The organism is Glycomyces paridis (assembly GCF_004912155.1).
GTDB classification, from domain to species: domain Bacteria; phylum Actinomycetota; class Actinomycetes; order Mycobacteriales; family Micromonosporaceae; genus Glycomyces; species Glycomyces paridis.
Map to the genome: position 1 here is coordinate 235,293 of NZ_STGX01000001.1, position 21,038 is coordinate 256,330.

At 71.8% G+C, this 21,038-nt stretch carries 21 protein-coding genes and 1 pseudogene; 9 read left to right on the top strand and 13 right to left on the bottom strand.

Annotated features, from left to right (window positions below):
• Positions 1 to 129: 129 nt before the first annotated feature.
• The gene (gene ahcY, locus E9998_RS00965; protein WP_136527831.1) at positions 130 to 1,593 is read right to left on the bottom strand and encodes an adenosylhomocysteinase; all 1,464 of its coding nucleotides are present in this window, start codon (positions 1,591 to 1,593) and stop codon (positions 130 to 132) included.
• A 491-nt stretch (positions 1,594 to 2,084) separates the two neighbouring features.
• Here ahcY and E9998_RS00970 point away from each other — a divergent pair, with 491 nt between their 5' ends.
• Together E9998_RS00970 and E9998_RS00975 are read left to right on the top strand one after the other, a co-directional pair.
• The gene (locus tag E9998_RS00970) at positions 2,085 to 3,113 is read left to right on the top strand and encodes a GNAT family N-acetyltransferase (RefSeq protein WP_158299659.1); all 1,029 of its coding nucleotides are present in this window, start codon (positions 2,085 to 2,087) and stop codon (positions 3,111 to 3,113) included.
• A 104-nt stretch (positions 3,114 to 3,217) separates the two neighbouring features.
• Complete coding sequence (locus tag E9998_RS00975; protein ID WP_158299660.1) at positions 3,218 to 4,243, top strand: GNAT family N-acetyltransferase; 1,026 nt, start codon at positions 3,218 to 3,220, stop codon at positions 4,241 to 4,243.
• Positions 4,244 to 4,300: 57 nt separating this feature from the next.
• On the opposite strand, the gene manA is transcribed toward E9998_RS00975, so the two are convergent.
• The 5 genes from manA to E9998_RS01000 form a co-directional block, all read right to left on the bottom strand.
• Positions 4,301 to 5,467 carry a mannose-6-phosphate isomerase, class I gene (gene manA / locus E9998_RS00980; protein WP_136527834.1) on the bottom strand — a complete coding sequence of 389 codons (1,167 nt, stop codon included), beginning with the start codon at positions 5,465 to 5,467 and terminating at the stop codon, positions 4,301 to 4,303.
• A 176-nt stretch (positions 5,468 to 5,643) separates the two neighbouring features.
• Complete coding sequence (locus tag E9998_RS00985) at positions 5,644 to 6,837, bottom strand: SIS domain-containing protein (RefSeq protein ID WP_136527835.1); 1,194 nt, start codon at positions 6,835 to 6,837, stop codon at positions 5,644 to 5,646.
• A 123-nt stretch (positions 6,838 to 6,960) separates the two neighbouring features.
• Positions 6,961 to 7,143, bottom strand: coding sequence for a Trm112 family protein (locus E9998_RS00990; RefSeq protein WP_136527836.1), 183 nt, complete (start codon positions 7,141 to 7,143; stop codon positions 6,961 to 6,963).
• Positions 7,144 to 7,146: 3 nt separating this feature from the next.
• A complete protein-coding gene (locus E9998_RS00995; RefSeq protein ID WP_192907023.1) occupies positions 7,147 to 8,526 on the bottom strand; it encodes a phosphomannomutase/phosphoglucomutase in 1,380 nt (459 codons plus the stop codon).
• 80 nt (positions 8,527 to 8,606) lie between these two features.
• Entirely contained in the window at positions 8,607 to 9,074 is a 468-nt protein-coding gene (locus E9998_RS01000; protein ID WP_136527837.1) for a DUF3499 domain-containing protein, read from the bottom strand.
• A gap of 164 nt (positions 9,075 to 9,238) precedes the next feature.
• Here E9998_RS01000 and E9998_RS01005 point away from each other — a divergent pair, with 164 nt between their 5' ends.
• A complete protein-coding gene (locus E9998_RS01005; RefSeq protein WP_136527838.1) occupies positions 9,239 to 9,670 on the top strand; it encodes a metallopeptidase family protein in 432 nt (143 codons plus the stop codon).
• A 331-nt stretch (positions 9,671 to 10,001) separates the two neighbouring features.
• Here the strand turns inward: E9998_RS01005 and E9998_RS26925 are convergent.
• From E9998_RS26925 to E9998_RS01020, 3 genes and pseudogenes are all read right to left on the bottom strand, one after another.
• Positions 10,002 to 10,253 (bottom strand): annotated as a pseudogene (locus tag E9998_RS26925) (WhiB family transcriptional regulator); the annotation flags it as partial.
• Between the two features lie 353 nt (positions 10,254 to 10,606).
• Positions 10,607 to 11,125 carry a hypothetical protein gene (locus E9998_RS01015; RefSeq protein ID WP_136527839.1) on the bottom strand — a complete coding sequence of 173 codons (519 nt, stop codon included), beginning with the start codon at positions 11,123 to 11,125 and terminating at the stop codon, positions 10,607 to 10,609.
• Between the two features lie 8 nt (positions 11,126 to 11,133).
• Entirely contained in the window at positions 11,134 to 12,216 is a 1,083-nt protein-coding gene (locus tag E9998_RS01020; RefSeq protein WP_136527840.1) for a mannose-1-phosphate guanylyltransferase, read from the bottom strand.
• 317 nt (positions 12,217 to 12,533) lie between these two features.
• On the opposite strand from E9998_RS01020, the gene E9998_RS01025 reads away from it, so the two are divergent.
• Together E9998_RS01025 and E9998_RS01030 are read left to right on the top strand one after the other, a co-directional pair.
• Positions 12,534 to 12,941 carry a hypothetical protein gene (locus E9998_RS01025; RefSeq protein WP_136527841.1) on the top strand — a complete coding sequence of 136 codons (408 nt, stop codon included), beginning with the start codon at positions 12,534 to 12,536 and terminating at the stop codon, positions 12,939 to 12,941.
• A 188-nt stretch (positions 12,942 to 13,129) separates the two neighbouring features.
• On the top strand, positions 13,130 to 13,510 hold the full coding sequence (locus E9998_RS01030) for a hypothetical protein (RefSeq protein WP_136527842.1): 381 nt from the start codon (positions 13,130 to 13,132) through the stop codon (positions 13,508 to 13,510).
• Positions 13,511 to 13,556: 46 nt separating this feature from the next.
• Here the strand turns inward: E9998_RS01030 and nucS are convergent, their stop codons facing one another.
• Entirely contained in the window at positions 13,557 to 14,222 is a 666-nt protein-coding gene (gene nucS, locus E9998_RS01035; RefSeq protein WP_136527843.1) for an endonuclease NucS, read from the bottom strand.
• A gap of 134 nt (positions 14,223 to 14,356) precedes the next feature.
• Between nucS and E9998_RS01040 the strand changes: the two genes are divergently transcribed.
• Positions 14,357 to 14,680 carry a cupin domain-containing protein gene (locus E9998_RS01040; RefSeq protein ID WP_192907024.1) on the top strand — a complete coding sequence of 108 codons (324 nt, stop codon included), beginning with the start codon at positions 14,357 to 14,359 and terminating at the stop codon, positions 14,678 to 14,680.
• A 5-nt stretch (positions 14,681 to 14,685) separates the two neighbouring features.
• Here the strand turns inward: E9998_RS01040 and E9998_RS01045 are convergent, their stop codons facing one another.
• Positions 14,686 to 16,365 carry a glycoside hydrolase family 2 protein gene (locus tag E9998_RS01045; protein ID WP_136527845.1) on the bottom strand — a complete coding sequence of 560 codons (1,680 nt, stop codon included), beginning with the start codon at positions 16,363 to 16,365 and terminating at the stop codon, positions 14,686 to 14,688.
• Positions 16,366 to 16,710: 345 nt separating this feature from the next.
• On the opposite strand from E9998_RS01045, the gene E9998_RS01050 reads away from it, so the two are divergent.
• Positions 16,711 to 17,823 (top strand): polysaccharide deacetylase family protein, encoded by a 1,113-nt coding sequence (locus tag E9998_RS01050; protein WP_158299661.1) that lies wholly within the window; start codon positions 16,711 to 16,713, stop codon positions 17,821 to 17,823.
• A 35-nt stretch (positions 17,824 to 17,858) separates the two neighbouring features.
• Here the strand turns inward: E9998_RS01050 and E9998_RS01055 are convergent, their stop codons facing one another.
• Positions 17,859 to 18,566, bottom strand: a complete 708-nt coding sequence (locus E9998_RS01055; protein WP_136527847.1) for an ArsR/SmtB family transcription factor — start codon at positions 18,564 to 18,566, stop codon at positions 17,859 to 17,861.
• Between the two features lie 63 nt (positions 18,567 to 18,629).
• Between E9998_RS01055 and E9998_RS01060 the strand changes: the two genes are divergently transcribed.
• A complete protein-coding gene (locus tag E9998_RS01060; RefSeq protein WP_192907025.1) occupies positions 18,630 to 19,397 on the top strand; it encodes a hypothetical protein in 768 nt (255 codons plus the stop codon).
• Positions 19,394 to 20,173 carry an isocitrate lyase/PEP mutase family protein gene (locus E9998_RS01065; protein ID WP_136527848.1) on the top strand — a complete coding sequence of 260 codons (780 nt, stop codon included), beginning with the start codon at positions 19,394 to 19,396 and terminating at the stop codon, positions 20,171 to 20,173. The genes E9998_RS01060 and E9998_RS01065 overlap by 4 nt, the downstream gene beginning before the upstream one ends.
• Here the strand turns inward: E9998_RS01065 and E9998_RS01070 are convergent.
• Positions 20,170 to 20,907 carry an SDR family oxidoreductase gene (locus E9998_RS01070; protein ID WP_136527849.1) on the bottom strand — a complete coding sequence of 246 codons (738 nt, stop codon included), beginning with the start codon at positions 20,905 to 20,907 and terminating at the stop codon, positions 20,170 to 20,172. The two genes, E9998_RS01065 and E9998_RS01070, sit on opposite strands and share 4 nt — an antisense overlap.
• Positions 20,908 to 21,038: the final 131 nt, after the last annotated feature.

The following is a 21,038-nucleotide window of genomic DNA, read 5'->3' on the forward strand; positions in this document are numbered from 1 at the left end:
GATTGCTCCGCGGTCGAGCCGAGTGGGATCTTCACGGCCTCGTTTGCACGCCACGCGCTCCGCACCGCTCGCCCGCACGGCGAAGGCCCGGTCCCCAGTGGACCGGGCCTCGATGCCTACGGGATCTCGCTAGTAGCGGTAGTGGTCGGGCTTGTAGGGGCCTTCGACCGGGACGCCGATGTAGTCGGCCTGCTTCTTCGAGAGCGTGGTGAGCTTGACGCCGAGGGCGTCCAGGTGCAGGCGGGCGACCTCTTCGTCGAGGTGCTTCGGCAGCGTGTAGACGCCGATCGGGTACTGGTCGAGCCTGGTGTGGAGCTCCATCTGGGCGAGCACCTGGTTGGTGAAGCTGTTGCTCATCACGAAGCTGGGGTGCCCGGTGGCGTTGCCGAGGTTGAGCAGGCGGCCCTCGCTGAGCACGATGATCGAGTGGCCGGCGGCGCCGTCGGCGCCCGCGAACTGCCATTCGTGGACTTGCGGCTTGACTTCGAGCTTCTTGATGCCCGGCTCGTTCGCGAGGCCGGCCATGTCGATCTCGTTGTCGAAGTGGCCGATGTTGCCGACGATCGCCTGGTGCTTCATCCGCCGCATGTGGTCGATCGAGATGATGTCGCGGTTGCCGGTCGTGGTGATGAAGATGTCCGCGTACTCGACCGCGTCCTCCAGCGTCAGCACCTGGTAGCCGTCCATGGCCGCCTGGAGCGCGCAGATCGGGTCGACCTCGGTGACGATGACGCGGGCGCCCTGGCCGCGCAGCGCCTCGGCCGAGCCCTTGCCGACGTCGCCGTAGCCGCAGACCACGACGGTCTTGCCGCCGATGAGCACGTCGGTGGCCCGGTTGATCCCGTCGGGGAGCGAGTGGCGCACGCCGTACTTGTTGTCGAACTTCGACTTGGTCACCGAGTCGTTCACGTTGATCGCCGGGAACGGCAGGCGCCCTTCGCGTTCGAGCTCGTAGAGCCGGTGCACGCCGGTCGTGGTCTCCTCGGTGACGCCCTTGACCGCGGCCGACTTGCGGGTGAAGCGGGTCGGGTCCTCCTTGAGCGAGCGGGCCAGCAGCGCGAGCACCACGGCCTCCTCCTCGCTCTCGGCGGTGGACGCGTCCGGTACGGCGCCCGCGGCCTCGTGCCGGGCGCCGTTGACCACGAGCATCGTGGCGTCGCCGCCGTCGTCGAGGATGAGGTTCGGCTCCTCGGTGCCCCAGTCGAGCGCCCGCTCGGTGCACCACCAGTACTCCTCCAGCGTCTCGCCCTTCCAGGCGAACACCGGGACGCCCTGCGGCGCTTCGGGAGTGCCGTGCGGGCCGACGGCGATCGCGGCGGCGGCGTGGTCCTGCGTGGAGAAGATGTTGCACGAGGCCCAGCGGACCCGCGCGCCGAGCGCCGTGAGCGTCTCGATGAGGACCGCGGTCTGGATCGTCATGTGCAGCGACCCGGTGATGCGGGCGCCGTCGAGCGGCCGGGACGCGCCGTAGCGCTCGCGCAGGGCCATGAGGCCGGGCATCTCGTGTTCGGCCAGGCGGATCTCGTGGCGGCCGAAGTCGGCCAGCTTGAGGTCGGCAACCTTGTAGTCGTCGGCTCGCAGCGTGTTCGTCATGCCTGAAATGCTACGCGCCGCGCCCGGCGGCCCCGCCGAACGGCACCGTGGCAGCCGCCACCGAACCGATCGCCGCACCGGGCCCGCGACACGCCGAAGCGGCGGCGAAACCGCACGTGAAGGGGCCTGCGACACGGCGTATGGCGAGGCCCACCAAAAAATTCTGGAGACAACCCGAGTTTCTGCTTGACACTGCTGAGGCGGTGGGTAATATTGCAGATACGCAGCGTCACGGAGATGAAGCGAACAGTACGGATCCACAGGGTCCCGAACGATCACCGTGGCGCCGGGGAATACCAAACCGGGGGGAGTGCCGGGCGGTCTGGGGTGGCCGCCCGGCACATTTATGTCCGCGTCCGACTTCGGTCGGGCGCGGACATTTCTTCTTCCCTCGCGAACCTCCCGGTGCCGCAGGGCCTCTCGCGGCCCGGCCCGCCGCTCCTCCTAATTCGATTGCGCGCGACGCGCGAGTACGGGACGGTACAGGGAACATGAGTGACATTGAGATGCTTCCGATCGATCCGCTCGACGCCGACCTCGTCAGCGCCTGGATCGCCATGCAGAACGCCGCCGTCGCGCACGACATGCCCGGTGACGAGACGGTCAGTCCCGCCCACCAGCGCCTGCGACTGCTCCTTCATCCCGCCTCGGTCGCGGTCGAGCGCTACGCGGCACGCGTCGACGGCCTGGTCGTCGGCGGCTACGAGCTGGTGCTCTTCCTCAAGGACAACCAGCACCTCGCCAACCTCGAACTCCAGGTCCACCCCGAGCACCGGCGCCGCGGCGTCGGCTCCGCACTGCTCGCGCACGCCGAGGCCCGCGCCGCAGCGCACGGGAGGGACACGGTGCTCACGGGCGTCATCGACTCCGTCGACGGCGCCGCCCCCGTGGACCACTCGGGCCAGGCCTTCGCCGCCGCGCGCGGCTACAAGAACGTCGACAACGAGATCCACCGGCGCAACGACCTCTTCGCGGTCGAGGACGACGACCTGGCGCGGCTGTATGTCGAGGCCTGGGAGAAGGCCGCCGGGTACGAGCTCGTCCAGTGGGTCAACCATGCGCCCGAGGACCTGGTGGAGGGCATCGCGGCCATGCGCGCGCGCATGTACACCGACCCGCCGATGGGCGAGGAACTCGACATCCGGCCGGCCGTGTACGACGCCGAGCGCGTCCGCGACGAGGAGCGCGTGCGCGCCGACCGGGGCGAACTCCAGCTCGCCGCCGCCGTCCGCCACGTCGAGTCCGGCGAGATCGCCGGGCTCACCGACCTGCTCGTCTGGCCCGGCCAGGAGGACCACGCCGGACAGAACGACACCATCGTGGACCCGGCCCACCGCGGCCACCGCCTCGGCACGATCCTCAAGATCGCCAACCAGCGCCTCCTGCGCTCCTACCGGCCGAGGCTCCGGTACGTGCACACCTGGAACGCCGAGGTCAACTCCCACATGATCGCGATCAACGAGGCCGTCGGCTACCGGCCCCTGTGCCGCGACATCGACGTCCAGAAGAAGCTCGCCTGACCCGCGATTCCCGCGTTGCAGCAGGAACGGCCCGACCGCCCGGCGGTCGGGCCACCTCGTTTAATCGATTGCCATCCATGCGCGGGTTCGGGATCGTCGGAGTCATGCACACCCCTCTCGAAATCCTCCCCGTCGACCCGGGCGACACCGACGCGTGGATCGCCATGCGCCACGCCGTCGAACGCCACGACGCCCCCGGTGAACCGTTGACCAACCCGGCCCTGACTCGGCTCGGCCTGCTCTCGAGGGGCGAGTACCACCGCTTCGAACGCCTCCTCGCCCGCGTCGGCGACGAGATCGTGGGCGACCTCGGACTCGAACTGGCGCTTCAGGACAACCAGCACCTCGTCGAGGTGCACCTGCGCGTCCACCCCGAACACCGCCGCCGCGGCGTCGGCACCGCGCTGCTCGCGCACGCCGAGCGCCGCGCCGCCGAACTGGGCCGCGACACGCTCGTCGGCTACACCTCCGACCACGTCGAAGGCGGCGCCGACTTCGACCGGTCCGGCCCCCCGTTCGCCCTCGCCCGCGGCTACGAGGTAGTCGACCAGGACCTCCACAACCGGTGCGACCTCGACGCCGTCGGCGAGGAGGTCCTGACGCGCCGGTTCGAGGAGGCCTGGACGCACGCGGCCGGATACGAACTCGTGCAGAGCACGGCGTCCGCCGTCGCCGACGACCTGGTGGAGGGCATCGCGTACCTGTGCGAGCGGATGTACACCGACATGCCGCTGGGCGAGGCGCTCGATCTCCGGCCCGCCGACGTCGACGCCGCGCGCATCCGCGAGTACGAGCGCTCGCGGGCGGCGAGCGGCCAGTCCCAGGTCATCAGCGCCGTGCGGCACGTCGCGACCGGCGTCGTGGTCGGCTACACGTTCATCCGCGTCGATCCCGGCGAGGAGCGCCACGCCTGGCAGGACGACACGATCGTCCTGCCCGAGCACCGGGGCCACCGGCTGGGCCTGATCCTCAAGATCGCCAACCAGCGGCAGCTGCGGCGCTTCCGCCCGCAGATGCGGTACGTCCACACCTGGAACGCCGAGGCCAACGGCCCGATGGTCGACATCAACACCGCAATCGGGTACTGGCCCTTGAACCGGGTCCTGGTGGTGCAGAAGAAGCTCGCCTGACGACCGCACGGGAACGGCCCGACCGCAGAGCGGTCGGGCCGTCGGTGCTTTCGGCGTTCAGGCGCTGGCGATGAAGAGTTCGCCTTCGCCCCAGGCGGTGAGGGCGCCGGAGGTGCCGGTGGAGAAGGCGGCGCGGCCGGGGGAGAAGGCGGTCTCGCCCTCGTCGTCGGCCACGGTGACCGAGCCGCCGGTGCTCAGGCAGATGCGGGGGCCGTCGATCGCGAGGGTCTGCGGCGCGCCGGTGAGTTCGACCCGCCGGAGGGCGAAGTCGTCGATGGGGACCGGCCAGGACCGGACCGGACCGCTGTCCTCGACGGCCGCGCGCGGCTCGTCGATCGCCTCGAAGTCGAGGACGCGCAGCAGTTCGGGCACGTCGACGCGCTTGTTGGTGAGGCCGCCGCGCAGCACGTTGTCGCTGGCGGCCATGATCTCCACGCCGAAGCCCTTGAGGTAGGCGTGCAGGTTCCCGGCGGGCATGTAGACGCCTTCGCCGGGCTGGAGCGTGATGTGGTTGAGCAGCAGGCTGACCAGGACGCCGGGGTCGTCGGGGTAGTCGCGCGCGAGGGTCACGAGGTCGGCGGCGTCGCCCGCGGCGAGGCCCGAGGGGCCGTCGAGTTCCGAGGCGGCCTTGGCGGCGGCGTCGATGACGGCGCGACACTCGTCGCGGTCGAGGCCGAGGAGGTCGGTCACGGCCCTGCGCAGTCCGGCGGCGGGGTCGCGGAGGGTCCGCACGAGGCCTTCGAGTTCGGGCACGGCGAGCGCCTCGATGCCCTCGGCGGCGGCGAGCGGGTCGCGGAAGCCGCACAAGGCCCGGAACTCGGTGAGCGCGACGAGCAGTTCGGGCTTGTGGTTGTCGTCCACGTAGTTGCGGTAGGCCGAGTCGATGCCGATGCGCAGTTCCCGCTGGTGGCCGGACTGGGCCTGGCGCAGGTTCGGGTGCGCCTGGAGCGAGAGCGGCTTGCCGGCGGCGAGGAGCTTGAGCAGGAACGGCAGGCGCGGGCCGAAGCGCTCGTACACGCGCCGCCCGAGCATGTCGGCGGGCGCCGAGGCGATCGCGTCGTCCAGGGGCCGCCCGTCGTGGAGCGTCGAGGGGGCGCTGTGGTGGGCGCCGAGCCATTCCTCGGCCTCGGGCAGGTCCGCGGGGGTCTCCCTGCCCTGAAGCCCTGCGATGTCGGTCTGCGATCCCCACGCGTAGTTGCGGATGACGCCGTAGAGCCCCTGCACCGCCGCTCCTCACTGTTCCTGTCGAAGGATTCAACTCTAACGGTTGGGCCCGCGCGTCCCGCTACCCCGGCCCGCCTCGCGCGCACGGGCGTCCAGACGGCTCCGGCCGGGCCGCCGCCGCGGCCCGGCCGGTCACCGGGTGTCGGTTCGCGGCGCGCAAGAGGCGCCGCGGGGCGCTATTCGGCGCCGAGTGTGAGGTCTTTCATCTCCGAGACGGCGGGGACGCGCATCGGGTCGAGCCCGTGGGCGAGCGCGAGGTACACGGAGGCGAAGTCGGGGACGGCGATGAGCGAGGCGAGCCGTTCGAGGGCGCAGCCGCCCTCGGCGGGCAGGACGTCGCAGCGGACGCCGCGGCGCAGCGCGAGGTCGGCGACCGCGTCGGCCCGGCGGGTGTCGGGCTTGGGCGTGGAGTCGTCGCCGTCGAGGCCGTCGTCGCGCATGAGCACGATCCGCAGGCGCGTCAGCTCGTCGGCCTCGGGGTCGGCGAAGATGTCCTTCTGGCCTTCGGCGAGCGAGCCGAAGACGCCGTCGAGGAGGCCGACGCGGCCGCGCCCGACCTCGCCGAGTTCGCCGGAGACGACCGGGTAGCGGGAGTTCGCGGCGAGCATGTCGCCGAAGCGGCGCGCGGCGACGCCCGCGAGCGGGCTGGAGCCCCACACGACCGGGATGGACCCGGCGAGGTTCATCGCGAGCGACTTGGCGGGGTTGACGTAGGCGTCGGCGTCCGGGCGGCACCGCTCGGCGTCCTCGTCGAGGCGGCGGGCGGTCTCGGCGATGTCGGCCTCCACGAGGCTGACGAGGCCGAGTTCCCTGGCGGCCATGAGGACCGGGACGGTGAGCGCCCACAGGCTCAGGCGCGCGGGGGCGCGGCGGGGCACGGCCACGAAGGAGGCGCGTGCGCGTTCGGCGAGGGCCTGGAGCTCGGAGTCGGGGGCGCCGATGGCGACCAGGCGCGCGCCGCGGCGGGCGGCGGCCTCGGCGGCGGCGAGCGCCTCGGGGCTGCGGCCGGAGGCCGAGACGGCGATGACGACGTCGGCGGCGCCGACCCAGCCGGGGACGCCGGCGGAGCGGTGGCCGAGGATCGGCACGGGGCAGCGGGGGCCCGCGACCGTGGCGAGGATGTCGCCGGTGCGGGCGGCGGTGCCGACGCCCGCGACGACGACCGCGCGGGGGCGGCCCTCCTCGGCGAGCGCGCCCAGGCCGGCGTCGGCGGCGATCGAGGCGGACTCGCGCAGCTGCGGCCCGGCCGAGGCGAGCGCCCAGAGGGCGCCGCCGGGCCTGACCGCGTCGCTCAGGTCGCCTTCGATGCGGTGCTCGTCGGGCAGCCGGTCGCCGCTGATGCCGGCGACCCCGTCGTCCTCAAGACCCATGCTGTGTTCCTCCTTGGCCTGTGGCCCTTCGGTCCGCACTCGGTGCGTCCCTTGGCGGTTCGCTTCGGTTGCCGGGGAGCGGGGCGGTCGGCGGGCCTCCTGGGCCGCGGCGTCCGCGCCCGGTCAGTCGAGGGGTGCCGCGCCGTCGAGGAGCATCACGGGGATGCCGTCCTCGACGCGGAAGACCTTCGCGCACTCGGAGCAGACGAGCGCGGCGGCCTCCCGGTCGTACGCGAGCGGGGCGTGGTGCGGCTCGGGGCAGCGCAGCAGTTCGAGGAGCACGGGCTTGGGCGCGGTGGCGGGCATGGGCTAGTTCCTTACGGTGCGGAGGATGTCGTCGCGCAGCCGTTCCATCGAGGACCGGTCGGGGCCTTCGACGTTGAGACGCAGCAGCGGTTCGGTGTTGGAGGGGCGCAGGTTCGCCCAGGAGCCGTCTTCGAGCGAGACGGTGAGGCCGTCGAGTCGGTCGGTCGAGACCCCTTCCCTCGCACTGTACTGCGCGGCGACCTCTTCGATCTTCGCGTGCGGGTCGGCGACCTTGGAGTTGATCTCGCCGGAGGGCGTGTAGCGCACGAACGCCGCGGCGAGCTCCTTGGCGTCGCGGTCGCCTTCGCCGACGGCCGAGAGGACGTGCATCGCCGCGAGCATGCCGGTGTCGGCGAACCAGAAGTCCTTGAAGTAGTAGTGCGCGGAGTGCTCGCCGCCGAACACCGCGTCCTCCGCGGCCATGTCGGCCTTGATGTAGGAGTGGCCGACGCGGGTGCGCAGGGGGCGGCCGCCGTGCTCGGCGACGATCTCGGGGACGGCCTTCGAGGTGATCAGATTGTGGCAGATCGCCGCCCCGGGGTGTTTGGCGAGCTCGCGAGTGGCGATGAGCGCGGTGATCGCGGACGGCGTGATCGGCTCGCCGTCGGCGTCCACGACGAAGCAGCGGTCGGCGTCGCCGTCGAAGGCCAGGCCGAGGTCGGCGCCGACCTCCTTGACGCGGGCCTGGAGGTCCACGATGTTCGCCGGTTCGAGCGGGTTCGCCTCGTGGTTGGGGAAGGAGCCGTCGAGCTCGAAGTACATCGGGACGATGTCGAGCGGGAGACCCGGAAGGATTTCGTCGCCGAGGACGGCGGGGACGGTGTGGCCGCCCATGCCGTTGCCCGCGTCGACGACGATCTTGAGCGGGCGGATCTCGGAGAGGTCGACGAGGTCGCGCATGTGCCCGGCGTAGGCGGCGAGGAAGTCCTCGCTCGTGACGGTGCCGGGGGTCTCGGCCTCGGGAGCGGGTTCGCCGTCGAGGATCGCCTGGGCCTTGTCGCGGATGTCGGCGAGGCCGGTGTCGAGGCCGATGGGACGCGCGCCGGGGAGGCACAGCTTCAGGCCGTTGTACTCGGCGGGGTTGTGGCTGGCGGTCAGCATCGCGCCGGCGACGTCGCGCTTGCCGGCGATGAAGTACAGCATGTCGGTGGAGCAGAGCCCGGCCGCGATGACGTCGGCGCCCGCGCGGGTCGCGCCGCGCGCGAAGGCCTCGGCGAAGCCGGGGCCCGAGTCGCGCATGTCGTGGCCCACGGCCCAGGTCCGCTCGCCGGTGACGGCGACCGCGGCGGCGCCTATGGCCTCCACGACCTCGGGGGTGAGCTGCGAACCGACGAGTCCGCGCACGTCGTAGGCCTTCACGAAATCGCTGAGTCTGGAAGCCACTCAGATGCCGCCTTTCCGGTGTTGCGGGTCCGGTCGGGGAGCGTCTGGCAGCACCGCTAGAGGCCGCCCCAGTGACGAGACTAGCGCTGCGGGTCCTCGTCCCCGGACACCACCCGGAGGTGACGCCGGGCACCGAACTGCGGGCCCGCGGGCCGGTGCCCTTGGTGCGGAGCCGGTTCGGCCTCGGCGAGCCTGCGGCTCGCGCGCGCGGCGGCGTCCGCCGCGTCGTCGACGCCCAGGCCCGTCAGCGTGCCCTGGTTCGCGTCGGGGCGGTCGCCGACGGCGGCCTCCCTGACGGCGTTGGCAAGCGCGACCAGGTCGTCGTCGGTGGGCATGGGGACCGCGTAGTCGCCCTGGTGGCGGACCAGCTCCCAGCCGTGGGGCACGGTCAGCCGCCTGGCGTGCGCGTCGCACAGGTCGTAGCTGTGGGGCTCCCGCGCCGTCGAGAGCGGGCCGACCACAGCGGTCGAATCCGAGTAGATATATGTCAAAGTGGCCACCGCAGGCTGGCGGCAGCCGTTCCGGGAGCAACGCCGATCCGACCTCACCCCACGAAACTACCACTCGCGGAGGTGAAGTCAGCGGCGCTGAGCAGTGGTACGGGGCCGATTCGCGGCGCGGCGCCCGCGGGCGGGGAGCGGCGGGCCGATTCGGGGGGCACCGGGCGACCTCGCGGACCCGGATCGTCCGCCGTTGACGCTAAGGTGGCCCAATGCGCAGAGATCGACACGGACGGGGCATGCGGGGCCCGCTCGCGCCCGGCGCGCTGCCGTTGCGGCGCACTCCCGTCGAGGATTTCGACGCGCTGGTGATGGAGGCGGTGGTCGCGATCGAGCGGCGGCTCGCCGAGGCGCTCGGCGCGCAGTTCACCGACCTGCGGCACATCGAGTTCGCCGTGGACGAGGTGCCGCCCGAGCCGCGCTCGTACGACGCGGACGTGGTCGAGGACCGCGGGGTCGCGCTCTCGAAGCTGTACCCCTCGCAGCCGGGCACGGTCGCGGCCTCGCCGCGGATCGTCCTGTACCGCAGGCCCATCGAGCTGCGCGGCGAGAGCCGCCCGGAGATCGAGGCGCTGGTGCGCCAGGTGCTGTCCGAGCAGCTCGCGTCCCTGCTCAACCTGCCCCCCGAGGACCTGGAGCCCTGACACGCGAAAGGGCGGGACTCCGCTGTCCCGCCCTCTCCGCCGCGTGGGCGTTGTCGTTCGCTCGTAGGGATGTTCGCTAAGCGGCCACCGGGATGCGCTCCTGCGCGGCCGGTTCGGCGACCAGGTCGCCGATCGGGTCGCCCAGGCGGGCGCCGATCAGCTCGTCCATGAGGCCGACGGGGCCTCCGGGGCCCGAGCCGACCAGGACCGGCTCGGCGTGGCGCTGCTCGGCCGCGAAGACGACCTCGGTCGTCAGCGCGGGGTTGATCATCGGGCTCGGCAGGCACACCACCACGGGCAGCCGCTCGCTGCGCCGGCGTGCCGCCTCGCGGGCCTGGCGTTTGATCTTGCGGCGCTCCCGCTCCGAGAGTCCGCCCCAGATGCCGAACCGCTCGTCGTGGTCGAGCGCGTAATTCAGACAGTTCTCTTTGACCTCGCATCGCGCGCAGATGCGTTTCGCATCCCGCGTGGAGCCCCCTTTTTCGGGGAAGAACGCCTCCGGATCGGTCTGCGCGCACAGTGCGCGAGCCTGCCACTCCGGAACGTTACCCAACAGGTCGGCCAAGTAGTCACGGCCGTCCATATACGTCCGCCTCCTCGTTCGCGCACCGGTCGAACCGGTGCTCCCCCCTTGCAATCACTTGCACTGCATCGGTCTGCGCGGACCGGCGGGCGGACGCGTCCCCTCCCCTGAAACGCGTACGGCCCTGCCGCGGGCGTGCCGTTCGCCCGCTCGGTGATCAGTCCTGTGTCGCAACCCGGTGCCCGCGGGCGGCCTGTAGATGGGGCCGCGCCGCCTGACTCATCTCTATGGACGATGAGTCTTCATCGCTATTCGATAACGGTTCGATATCAGACGATAGCGCACAGTGATCTGGCTGACGGAAGGACCCCTCAGACTCACGCTTGTGGGGGACTTGCCTTGACAGCGGCGACCTAATGGTCTCCGTCGTCGCCGCGGCCCTCCGCCTGGGAGGCCCGCTCGCGGATCCCGCTCCACCCGGTGGACAGCAGGCCGATGACGGCCAGTGCCAACCACACCGCGTCCAGCAGCAGGCGTTCCACCGCCGCACGGGTGTCGATGAAGACCTGTCCCTCCTCCGCCAGTTGCCCGACGTCGTCGAAACCGTACCGAGCCGCCGACATCGCCAGCAGCACTCCGATAACGAGGTAGAGGACGTAGACGAGACGGGTAAGGCGGCCTATCACCCGTCCGGGGCGGGTCGCGGGGGCCAGCAGCGCCGCGGCGGCCGGGAGGACGACCGGGACGAAGGAGAAGAGCGTGCCGCGCGCCTCGTCGGTGAAGCCGATCCCGGCGGCGCGGCTGAGCGTGTCGTCGCGCGGGTCTAGGCCGACGCCGAAGAGCCACTGGGACAGGGCGACCGCGATGTAGACCGCCGCGCAGGCGAGCAGGACGGCGGCGACGGCGGATCGGTGGCGCGTGGCGAGCTGCATGGGCGCCATTAGACCAGATCGGTCCTGTTCGCCTGCTTGAGTTCCTCGACGAGTGCCTTGACCTCCTGCGCGCGGTCCCTGGGGCACACCAGGAGCGCGTCGGGGGTGTCGACGATGATGAGGTCGTCCACGCCGTGGGCGGCCACGAGGCGCCCGGCGGCCGGGACGACCACGTTGCGCTTGGACTCGGTCAGCAGCGTCTCGCCGGTGCCGCGCACGACGACGTTGCCGGTCTTGTCGGCGGCCTTGAGGACCTGGCCGAGGGTGTCGTAGTCGCCCACGTCGTGCCAGTCGAAGTCGCCGGGGACGACGCCGACCTTGCCGGCGGCGGCGGCCGGCTCCATGACCGCGTAGTCGATCGAGATCCGGTCGAGGGTCGGCCACAGCTGCGCGAACAGGGCCTCGCGGCCGGTGGAGTCCCACGCGGCAGCGAGGGTGCGGACCGCGTCGTGGAGGGCGGGGCGGTGGCGGGCGAGCTGGTCGAGGAAGACGTCCACGCGCCACACGAACATGCCCGCGTTCCACAGGTAGTTCCCGGCCGAGACGTACTCGACCGCCGAGACCTGGTCGGGCTTCTCGACGAAGGCCTCCAGCTGGTAGCCGGGGCCGACCGGCGCGCCCAGGCGCAGGTAGCCGAAGCCGGTGTCGGGGCCGGACGGGTTGATGCCGATCGTCATGAGCAGGCCGGTCGAGGCGAGCTCCATCGCCTTGCGGACGGTCTTGGCGAAGGCCTCGCCGTCGAGCACGAGGTGGTCGGCGGCGAAGGAGCCCATGATCGCGGACGGGTCGCGCTCGGCGATGACGGCGGCGGCGAGGCCGATCGCCGCGGCCGAGTCCCTGGGGGAGGGTTCGACCAGGATGTTGTCGCCGGGGACGTCGGGCAGCTGCCTGGCCACGTCCACGGCGTGCGCCGCGCCGGTCACCACGTACACGCGGTCGGGGTCGGACAGGAGCCGGACCCGTTCCACCGTCGATTGGAGCAGCGAGGAGTCCGTACCGGTCAAGGGCAGCAGGAACTTGGGTCGTTGCGCGCGAGACAGGGGCCAGAGCCGGGTTCCGGAACCGCCTGCGGGGACCACCGCGTGAAGCATGCCAATAGTCTTGCACGCCGCTTCTACGTGCCCGTTCACACCTTCGTCGGGCGGTTCGCGCGTAAAGCGACGGTTGCCGACGCGTGAAGGTCGGGTCACGATCGGCCCGCGCGTCCCCGATCCGGGCCCGGCGGCGGCGGGACCGATACGGCAAATCACTGCTTTATGGACAGTTCGTGTCGATGCAGTGCCTGGTCCCGGCCCTGCTCTCGGTGACGGCGACCGCACCGGGGGCCGCACAGTTGGCGTCGGTCGCTTAGACTGACCGGGGTTCCGCCCGAACGAACCCGTCCCCGATCTTCCCTAGGAGTCCTCTCGTGGCCTACCCGCCCCCGGCGCCCTACCCGCAGCCCATGCCCACGCCCCAGGGCAACGGCTTCGGCGTCACCGGTCTCGTCACCGGCATCATCGGCGCCGTCTTCGCGTTCATCCCGGTCGTCAACGTCTTCATCGCGGTGCCCCTGGGCATCATCGCGATCATCTTCGGCATCATCGGCCTCGTCAAGGCCGGCTCGCGCGGCGGCAAGGGCAAGGGGACCGGCGGCACCGGCCTCGTGCTCGGCCTCATCGCCGTGATCGGCACCTTCGCGATCAACGTCATGGTCTTCAACGCGGCCAGCGACTACGTCGACGAGGAGTGGCAGAAGGCCTGCGACGAAGCCGGTCTGACCGACGAGGAGTGCGGCGACTGGGACGACTGGGAGACCGACTTCGAGACGCCCTGACCTGAGTCTTCGAGGGGCCGCGGCGGATGCCGCGGCCCTTTTCGTTCCCCCGGAGGCGAAGTCGCCCCGAAGCCCGGCCCGCGCCGACTCGATCGGTAAACACCCCGGCGGGCGTTCGCACCTTGACCCTAGAATCAGAGTCGTCTTGCCCGAATCGATCCGTTCAACGACTCCCAAGGAGCACTTCCGTGGCTTATCCTCCCGCCCCCGCGCCCATCCCCGAACCCCTTCCCGCCAAGCAGGGCAACGGCTTCGCCGTCGCCGCCCTCGTGCTCGGCCTCGTCGGCCTGATCGTCTTCTCGTGGATTCCGGGCATCAACCTCTTCACGGGCCTGCCCCTCGGCGTGCTCGCGCTGATCTTCGGCATCATCGCCGTCGTCAAGTCCGGCTCTCGCGGCGGCAAGGGCAAGGGCGCCGGCATCGCCGGCATCATCCTCGGCGTGTTGACCCTCGCCGCCAGCGTCGTGATCTACGTGGTGCTCCTCCAGATCGCCAAGGACCTGTGCGACGACCCGTCCACCGCCGAGTACAACACCCAGAGCTGCATCGACATCAGGGAATCCCTGTAAGCGAACGGCGAAGGGCCGCGGCGGATGCCGCGGCCCTTTTCGTTCCTCAGAACAGTCGCGGCTGGGTCTGGTCGACGGCGCCGCGGAGGTCGTCGTAGTCGAGGACGACGCAGCGGATGCCGCGGTCCTCGGCCAGGACCCTCGCCTGCGGCTTGATGGCCTGGGCGGCGAAGACGCCGTCGACCGGCGCCAGCAGCGGGTCGCGGTTGAGCAGCTCCAGGTACCGCGTCAACTGCTCCACCCCGTCGATCTCCCCGCGCCGCTTGATTTCGACGGCCACGTTCCTGCCATCGGAGTCGCGGCACATCAGGTCCACCGGCCCGATCGCGGTCGGGTACTCGCGGCGGACGAGCGACCACCCCTTCCCCAGCGGCGCCGTGTCCGCCGCGAGCAGCTCCTGAAGGTGCGCCTCCACGCCGTCCTTCTGAAGCCCCGGGTCGACCCCCAGCTCATGGCTGGAGTCGTGGAAGACCTCCTCGATCGTGATCTTCAACTGGTCCCCGGACTTCTTCGAGGTGACGGTCCACTCGGTGGCGCCTTCGACGACGGTGCACGGCGGCGTCATCCAGTTGAGCGGCTTGTACGACCCGCCGTCGGCGTGCACCAGCACACTGCCGTCGGCCTTCCAGATGATCAAACGGGTAGCCATGGGCAGATGAGCAGAAAGCCGGCCAGTGTAGTCAACCTGGCACCGAGCCACCAACAAACGCATGCCCAGCACCCTACCCGCGGGCCGTCGGACCCCACCCGAGGCGGCCCGCCGGGTGATCGCGCCCCGGGTCGGCGATTCGGTGCGGGCGGGGGTGGGGGCGGTTAGTCTCGGGGCGGATCGAGGGGGCGGTGGACGTGGATGACCTGAACGAACTCGCGGGGGACCATCTCAATCGGGCCCGTGCCGCTGCGCACGGGCGCAGTGCGGTGCTCGTGCTGCATGACGGGCCGTTGCGGCAGAGTCTCATCGCGCTGGTGAGCGGGACGGCGCTGTCGGAGCACGAGGCGCCCGACGCGGGATCGCTGCTGGTGATGCGCGGGCGCGTGCGGCTCGAATCGGCGGGCGGTGAGGTGGAGGTCGGCGAGGGTGAGCTCGCCGCGATCCCTCGCGAACGGCACGGGCTGACCGCGCTGGCCGACTCGGTGGTCCTGCTGACGACGGTCACCAGCATCGACTGACGTGGTCAGGAGCGGTCGCGGAAGAGGGCTCGGATGGTGCGGTAGGCCTGTTTGGGGCGGCGGTACTCGTCCAGGATGCCTTTGTCGTTGATGCTGCGGGGGCGTTTGAGGAGCATGTCCTTGTGGGCGGTGGTGCGGAAGTCGGCGAGGAGCCAGATGGCGAGGCCGGCGTAGCGGTCGGGGGCGGCGAGGAGGTGGCGGGCGGTGGCTTCGAGGAGGTCGGACTGGTACTGCTCGGTCCACATGCCGTTGTGGGGGTCGGTCCAGCCGGGGACGGCGCCGGCGCCGATCTCGGAGATGATGAGGGGCTTGGCGCCGTGGCCGGTGCGTTCGAGGTGGTCGGCGATGCGGTCGAGCTCGCGGGGGACCTCGTCGAGGCCGCCGAAGTACCAGCCGGGGTAGGTGTTGACGGAGACGACGTCGGCGAGGTCGAGGCAGACGTCGTCGTAGACGTTGAGGGTCGCGTAGGTGACGGGCCGGGACGGGTCGAGTTCCTTGAGGCGGCCCAGGAGCGACTCGTAGGCGGGCCGCGCGGCCGGGTCGTAACTGGGGCACTCGTTGAGGATGCCCCACAGCACGATCGAGGGGTGGTTCGCCGCCGCGGCGACCATCTCGTCGAGGTGGTCGCGCTGGGCCGCGAGGAAATCCGGGTCCTGGAGCAGCGCCACCGGGTACTGCCAGCCGATGGTCTCGCTCCAGACGCACACGCCGTACTCGTCGCACAGGTCGAGGAACATCGGGTCCTGCGGGTAGTGGCTGCCGCGCACGAAGTTGCATCCGAGGTCGCGGATCTGTTGGAGGTCGTTGAGCAGCAGCGGGAGCGGCTGCGTGTGGCCGAACTGCGGGTGCGACTCGTGCCGGTTGAAGCCCAGGAGCGTCAGGGGTTCGCCGTTGACGGTGACGCGCCCGTTCGCGGTTCCGATCTCGCGCAGGCCGAAGCGTTCGCGCATGTCGTCCTCGCCCAGGCGCACGGCGACCGTGTGCAGCGCGGGGTCGGCGGGGGACCAGGGCCGGGCGCCCGGGACGGTGAATGTCCGCTCGATCCGGCCTGAGGTGTCGAGTCGCAGGGTCTCGGCGGTGAGGACTCGGCCGTCGTACTCGATCTCCAGTGGGGCCGTGGCGGGCTCGTCGGAGCGGTAGTCGACGCGCACCGTGAACCGTCCTTCATGGACGTCGTCGGTGGTGACACGCAGCCCTTCGATCCACGTCGATGGCAGCGAGTGCAGTTCGGCGCCCCTGGCGATGCCGCCGAAGTGGTACCAGTCGAAGTGCTCCATGTGCAGCGGCGAGCGCGGGCCGATCCGGTTGTCCACCAGGACGACGAGCACGGCGGTGCCGGCCTCGGCGTGCGGGACGTCGGCGTGGAAGGCGGTGAAGCCGCCCGCGTGCTCGCGGATCGGGGCGCCGTCCCAGTGGACGCGGCACCAGTGGTGGACGCCGTCGAAGGCGAGGCGCTGCCGGCCGGGGCGGGTGACGGGGACGCGGAGCCGGTAGGCGGCGAGGCCGCGCCGTCCGGCGTGGTCGGGGGTGGCGTCGAAGCAGCCGGGGACGGCCATGATCGCGTCGAAGTCGATGTCACCCAGGTCGATCGAGTCGGGGTCGACGTCGCCGAGGAAGGCGAACTCCCACACGCCCGCCAGGTCCCGTACCGCTCGCCGCTCGTGGACCGTGAATCGCCGCGCCATCGCCGCCTCCTCGTCGCTTCCCGGAAGGATAGCGTTTTCCATTGCCGGTCCGCCACTCCGAGGGACCCTCGGCCGTTCGCCGCCCGCTCGTCGGCCGTTCCCCGGCCGATCGGCTATAAATCGATACTCATGGATATTTAGTGGGCGCGGTCCGCTTGTGGAGGCGTTGCGGGGGCCGGATAATTCGAGCTGTTCCTGTTCACCGCGGAACATCGCTCCACCGTCATCCCCTCATGACAATCCGGGCCCTCGCCCCTCCGTCGACGCCGAATGATGCGCCGTACCCTCCGGACCGCCGGCACCCTCAGCCCGCCGCGTCCGGACGACATCCCAAGGAGGGCAACCATGCGAAGCCGCATGAGGACGCTCATCGCCACCCTGTCCGCGTTCGTCGTCGCCGTCGGCACCGCCGCCGTGGTGGTCGCCGCCGCGGCGCCCGCGCAGGCGCAGAACTGCAACGGCTACGTCGCCCTGACCTACGACGACGGGCCCAACCCGGGCACCACCACCAGCCTGCTCAACGCCCTGACCTCCAACGGGCTGCGCGCGACCTTCTTCAACACCGGCCAGCGCGCCTCCCAGAACCCGTCGCTGGCGAGGGCGCAGGTCGACGCGGGCATGTGGGTCGCGAACCACTCGTGGTCGCACCCGCACATGACGCAGTTGTCCTCCGCGCAGATGGCCCAGGAGATCTCCAGCACCCAGCAGGCGATCCAGCAGGCCACCGGGGTCACCCCGAAGCTGTTCCGGCCCCCGTACGGCGAGACCAACGCGACGTTGAAGTCCGTCGAGGCCCAGTACGGGCTCACCGAGGTCATCTGGAGCGTCGACTCGCAGGACTGGAACGGCGCCAGCACCGCCCAGATCGTGGCCGCCGCCCGCAACCTCCAGAACGGCGGCGTGATCCTCATGCACGACGCCTACCAGAACACCATCAACGCGGTGCCGCAGATCGCGGCCGACCTGCGTTCGCGGGGCCTGTGCGCGGGCATGATCTCCACGAGCACCGGCCGCGCCGTCGCCCCCGACTCCGGCAACCCCGGCGGCGGCGACCCGACGACCCCCGGCAACCCCGGAGGCACCGGCACCGACCTGCTGCGCAGCAACTCTGCGGGCAAGTGCATCGACGTCCCGAACGGCTCCACCGCCTCGGGCACGAGGGTCCAGCTCTACACCTGCTACGAGGGTGCGAACCAGCAGTTCACCTACACCGGTTCGCAAGAGCTGCGGGTCCTCGGCGTCTGCCTGACTGCGCCGTCGGGCACCAACGGCGCGCAGGTGCAGCTCTCGGCGTGCAACAACTCGAACGGTCAGAAGTGGACGTTCGGCTCGGACGGGACGATCCGCAGTGTCGGCTACTCCAGCGTGTGCCTCGACGTGTACAGCTCCTCGAACGGCGCCCCGGTGCAGTTGTACTCCTGCCACAACAACACCAACCAGAAGTGGACCCGCGTCTGACGCGACCGCTCCGGCCGGCCTCCGGGCCGGCCGGCTCAGGCCAGCGCGTCGGCGTCCTCGATACCGAGGTGCGCGCCGAGTGCGGTCACGCCGTCCGCGGTGAGCCGCACGGCCCTTCCCGTGCCGACGCGGCGGATCCAAGCCAGGTCGAGGAACGCGCGGCACACTTCGGCGCCCGCCCGGCCCGCCAGGTGCGGGCGCCGCTCGGTCCAGTCCAGGCACGCGCGCGCCGCCGGTCGCCGCGAGCGCGGCCATGAGTCCGGACCGGCGCCGAGCACCGTGTCCATCCACTCGGCGCCCTTGGTGCTCAAGGTGAAACCGCCCTCGATGTAGCCGCGCGCGAGCATCGCGTCGGTGACGGCGACGCCGAGTCGCCCGGCGAGGTGGTCGTAGCAGGTGCGTCCGCGCGCCAGTGCCGCCGAGGCGGTGGCGGCCCGGAGCCCGGTCGCGGCCGGGGCGGGCGGCAGGTGTCCGGCGAGGTCCTCGATCAGGGCGGCGGCCCGCCGGTCGGCGAGGCGCACGTACCGGTGGCGCCCCTGCCGCTCCTGCGCGCAGAGTCCGGAGGCGACGAGTCGGTCGAGGTGGCCGCTGGCGGTGGAGGGCGCGACGGCGGCGCGGCGGGCGAGTTCGCCTGCGGTCCAGGCGCGGCCGTCGAGGAGGAGCAGGCAGAACGTCGCCCGGGTCGGGTCGGCCAGCAGCGCCGCCAGCCCGGCGAGGCGGGCGCCCTGCGCGCGGTCGGTCATGGCCCCATTGTTCCCCGCGACGCTTCGGCGGGTGCCGAACGGTTCGGGCCCTACGGTCCTTCCATGGACTCGCTCGCTCTGCTCACCGATCCGGCGTTCGCGCCGCCCCCGGCCCCTGACGGGCCTCCCGGGTCGCTCGCCTGGCTGCGCCACGGCGTCGCCAGGTTCGCTTCCGGGCCCGCGCACCGGCGCCGCCGTGACCTCGCTTTGGAAGCGTTGGCGCCCTTGGACTCCAAGGATCTGCGGGTGCGGGCTCGCGAGGGTGCGGCGGCGGTGCTCGCGGCCGCGGTCGGCCCGGTCGACGTCATGGACTGGATCGCCCGTGACGTCCCGGTCGGCGTGCTCGCCGCGGCGCTGGGCGCGCCCGGCGCCGATCCGGGACTGGTCCGGACCGTCGCCGCCGCCTACCCGGTCGGCGATTCGTCCCCGGCCGCCGACGCCGCGGTGGTCGCGCTCGTGGACGCGTTCGGCGGCGTCGCGGACGAGGCGTCCGCCGCCCGGATCGGCCTGCTGGTGCAGACCTGCGAGGCCACGGCGGCGCTGATCGGGAACACGTTGCGCGCGAAGACCGCAGCGCGGGTCGCCGCGGTTCTGGGGACCGATCCGCCCGTCCTGGCGACCTTCCGGCAGGGCCCGGACGGCGTGCGCGTGCGTGTCGACCTGGCCGCGCTGCCGTTCGGCGCCGGTGCCCACGCCTGCCCCGGCCGCGACCAGGCCCTGGCGCTCGCTACGGGAGTCTGCGAAGCCTTGCGGCACAAACATGTACTGCGGATCGAGGAGGAGCCGCACCCGACCTTGCGGATGCCCTCGGTCCTGGAGGTGGCGCCGTGAGCGACCGCGTCGAGGACTTCCGCGCCGCGCATGTGCCCGGTCGGCCGCTGCTGCTGCCGAACGCCTGGGACGGCGCCTCGGCCGCGGCCCTGTTCGCGGCCGGCTTCGCCGCGATCGGCACCACGAGCCTCGGCGTGGCCGCCGCCGCGGGCCTGCCGGACGGCACCGGCGCGGCCCGCGGGCGCACCGTCGAACTCGCCCGCCTCCTCGCGCCCCTCGGCGCCGTCACCGTCGACATCGAGGCCGGGTTCGGCTCGGACCCGGGCGAGGTCGCCGACCTCGCCGAGGAGCTGGCCGGGTTCGGCGTCGTCGGCGTCAACCTGGAGGACGGGCGGCCCGACGGGACCCTGGCCGACCCCGATCGCCATGCGGCGCTGGTCGCAGCGGTCAAAGCCCGCTGTCCGCGCCTGTTCCTGAACGCCCGCACCGACGCCTACTGGCTCGGCGCGCCCGGCCCGCTGCCGGTCTCGATCGAACGGGCCGCCGTCTACATCGGATCGGGAGCCGACGGCGTCTTCGTGCCCGGAGCCACCGATCCGGCCGACATCGCGGTGCTCACCGCGCGGATCGGCGCCCCGGTGAACCTCCTGTTCTCGCCCGCCGGACCGGATCTGCGCGCGCTCGCCGCGCTCGGGGCCGCCCGCGTCAGCACCGGCTCGCTCCTGTTCCGCGCCGCCCTCGGCGCGGCCGTGCGCGCCGCCGAGGACGTGGCGGCCGGGCGTCCGGTCGCCGTCGAGGTGCCGTCCTATGAGGAGGTGCAGCGGCTCACGGCCTAGTCCATGTTGTGGCCGCCGTTGACGGTGAGGCGCTGGCCGGTGATGAAGGAGGCGTCGTCGGAGGCGAGGTAGGCGACGGCCGCCGCGACGTCGGCGGGGACGCCGATGCGGCGGACGGCGACGTCGCGAACGTAGCCGGCGAGGTCCTGCTCGGTCAGTTCGCCGTGGCGCTCCACGGGGATCCAGCCGGGGGCGACGAGGTTGACGGTGACGCCGTGGACGCCGAGCTCCTTCGCCCAGGTGCGGGTGAGGCCCCACTGGGCGCCCTTGGCGGCGGTGTACGCCGACATGTTCTCCAGGGAGCGTTCGAACACGTCGGAGCCGATCTGGACGACCCGGCCGCGTCCGGCCGCGCGCATGTCGGGCAGGAACGCCTGCACCAGGAGGGTCGGGCTCTTGACGAAGAACACGAGCTGGTCGAGGTGGTCCTGCCATGTCACGTCGGTCATCGGCTTCTCGGGCTGGGGCCCGGTCGCGTTGCACACCAGCACTTCCACGGGTCCGAGCGTGGCGCGGACGCGTGCGGCGAGGTCGGTGACGGCGGCTTCGTCGGTGATGTCGGCGCCGAAGGCCTCGGCCGTCCCGCCCGCCTCGCGGATGCCCGCGACGACCCGTTCGGCCTGCTCGCGGTTCGACGCGTAGTTGACGGCGACGGCGAAGCCGTCCGCGGCGAGGCGGGCGGCGATGTGCGCGCCCAGCCCACGGGACGCGCCGGTCACGAGTGCGACGGTCATTGGTTCCCCCTTCGGCGGCGCGGCCCTCGCGCCGTCGGCAAGCATTCCAGCCCGATCCGCCGACCGCACCCCGGCGTCCAGGTGGTGGAACACGCCGCCGGGCGGCCGGTGTCGTACGGGCTTCCTATGCT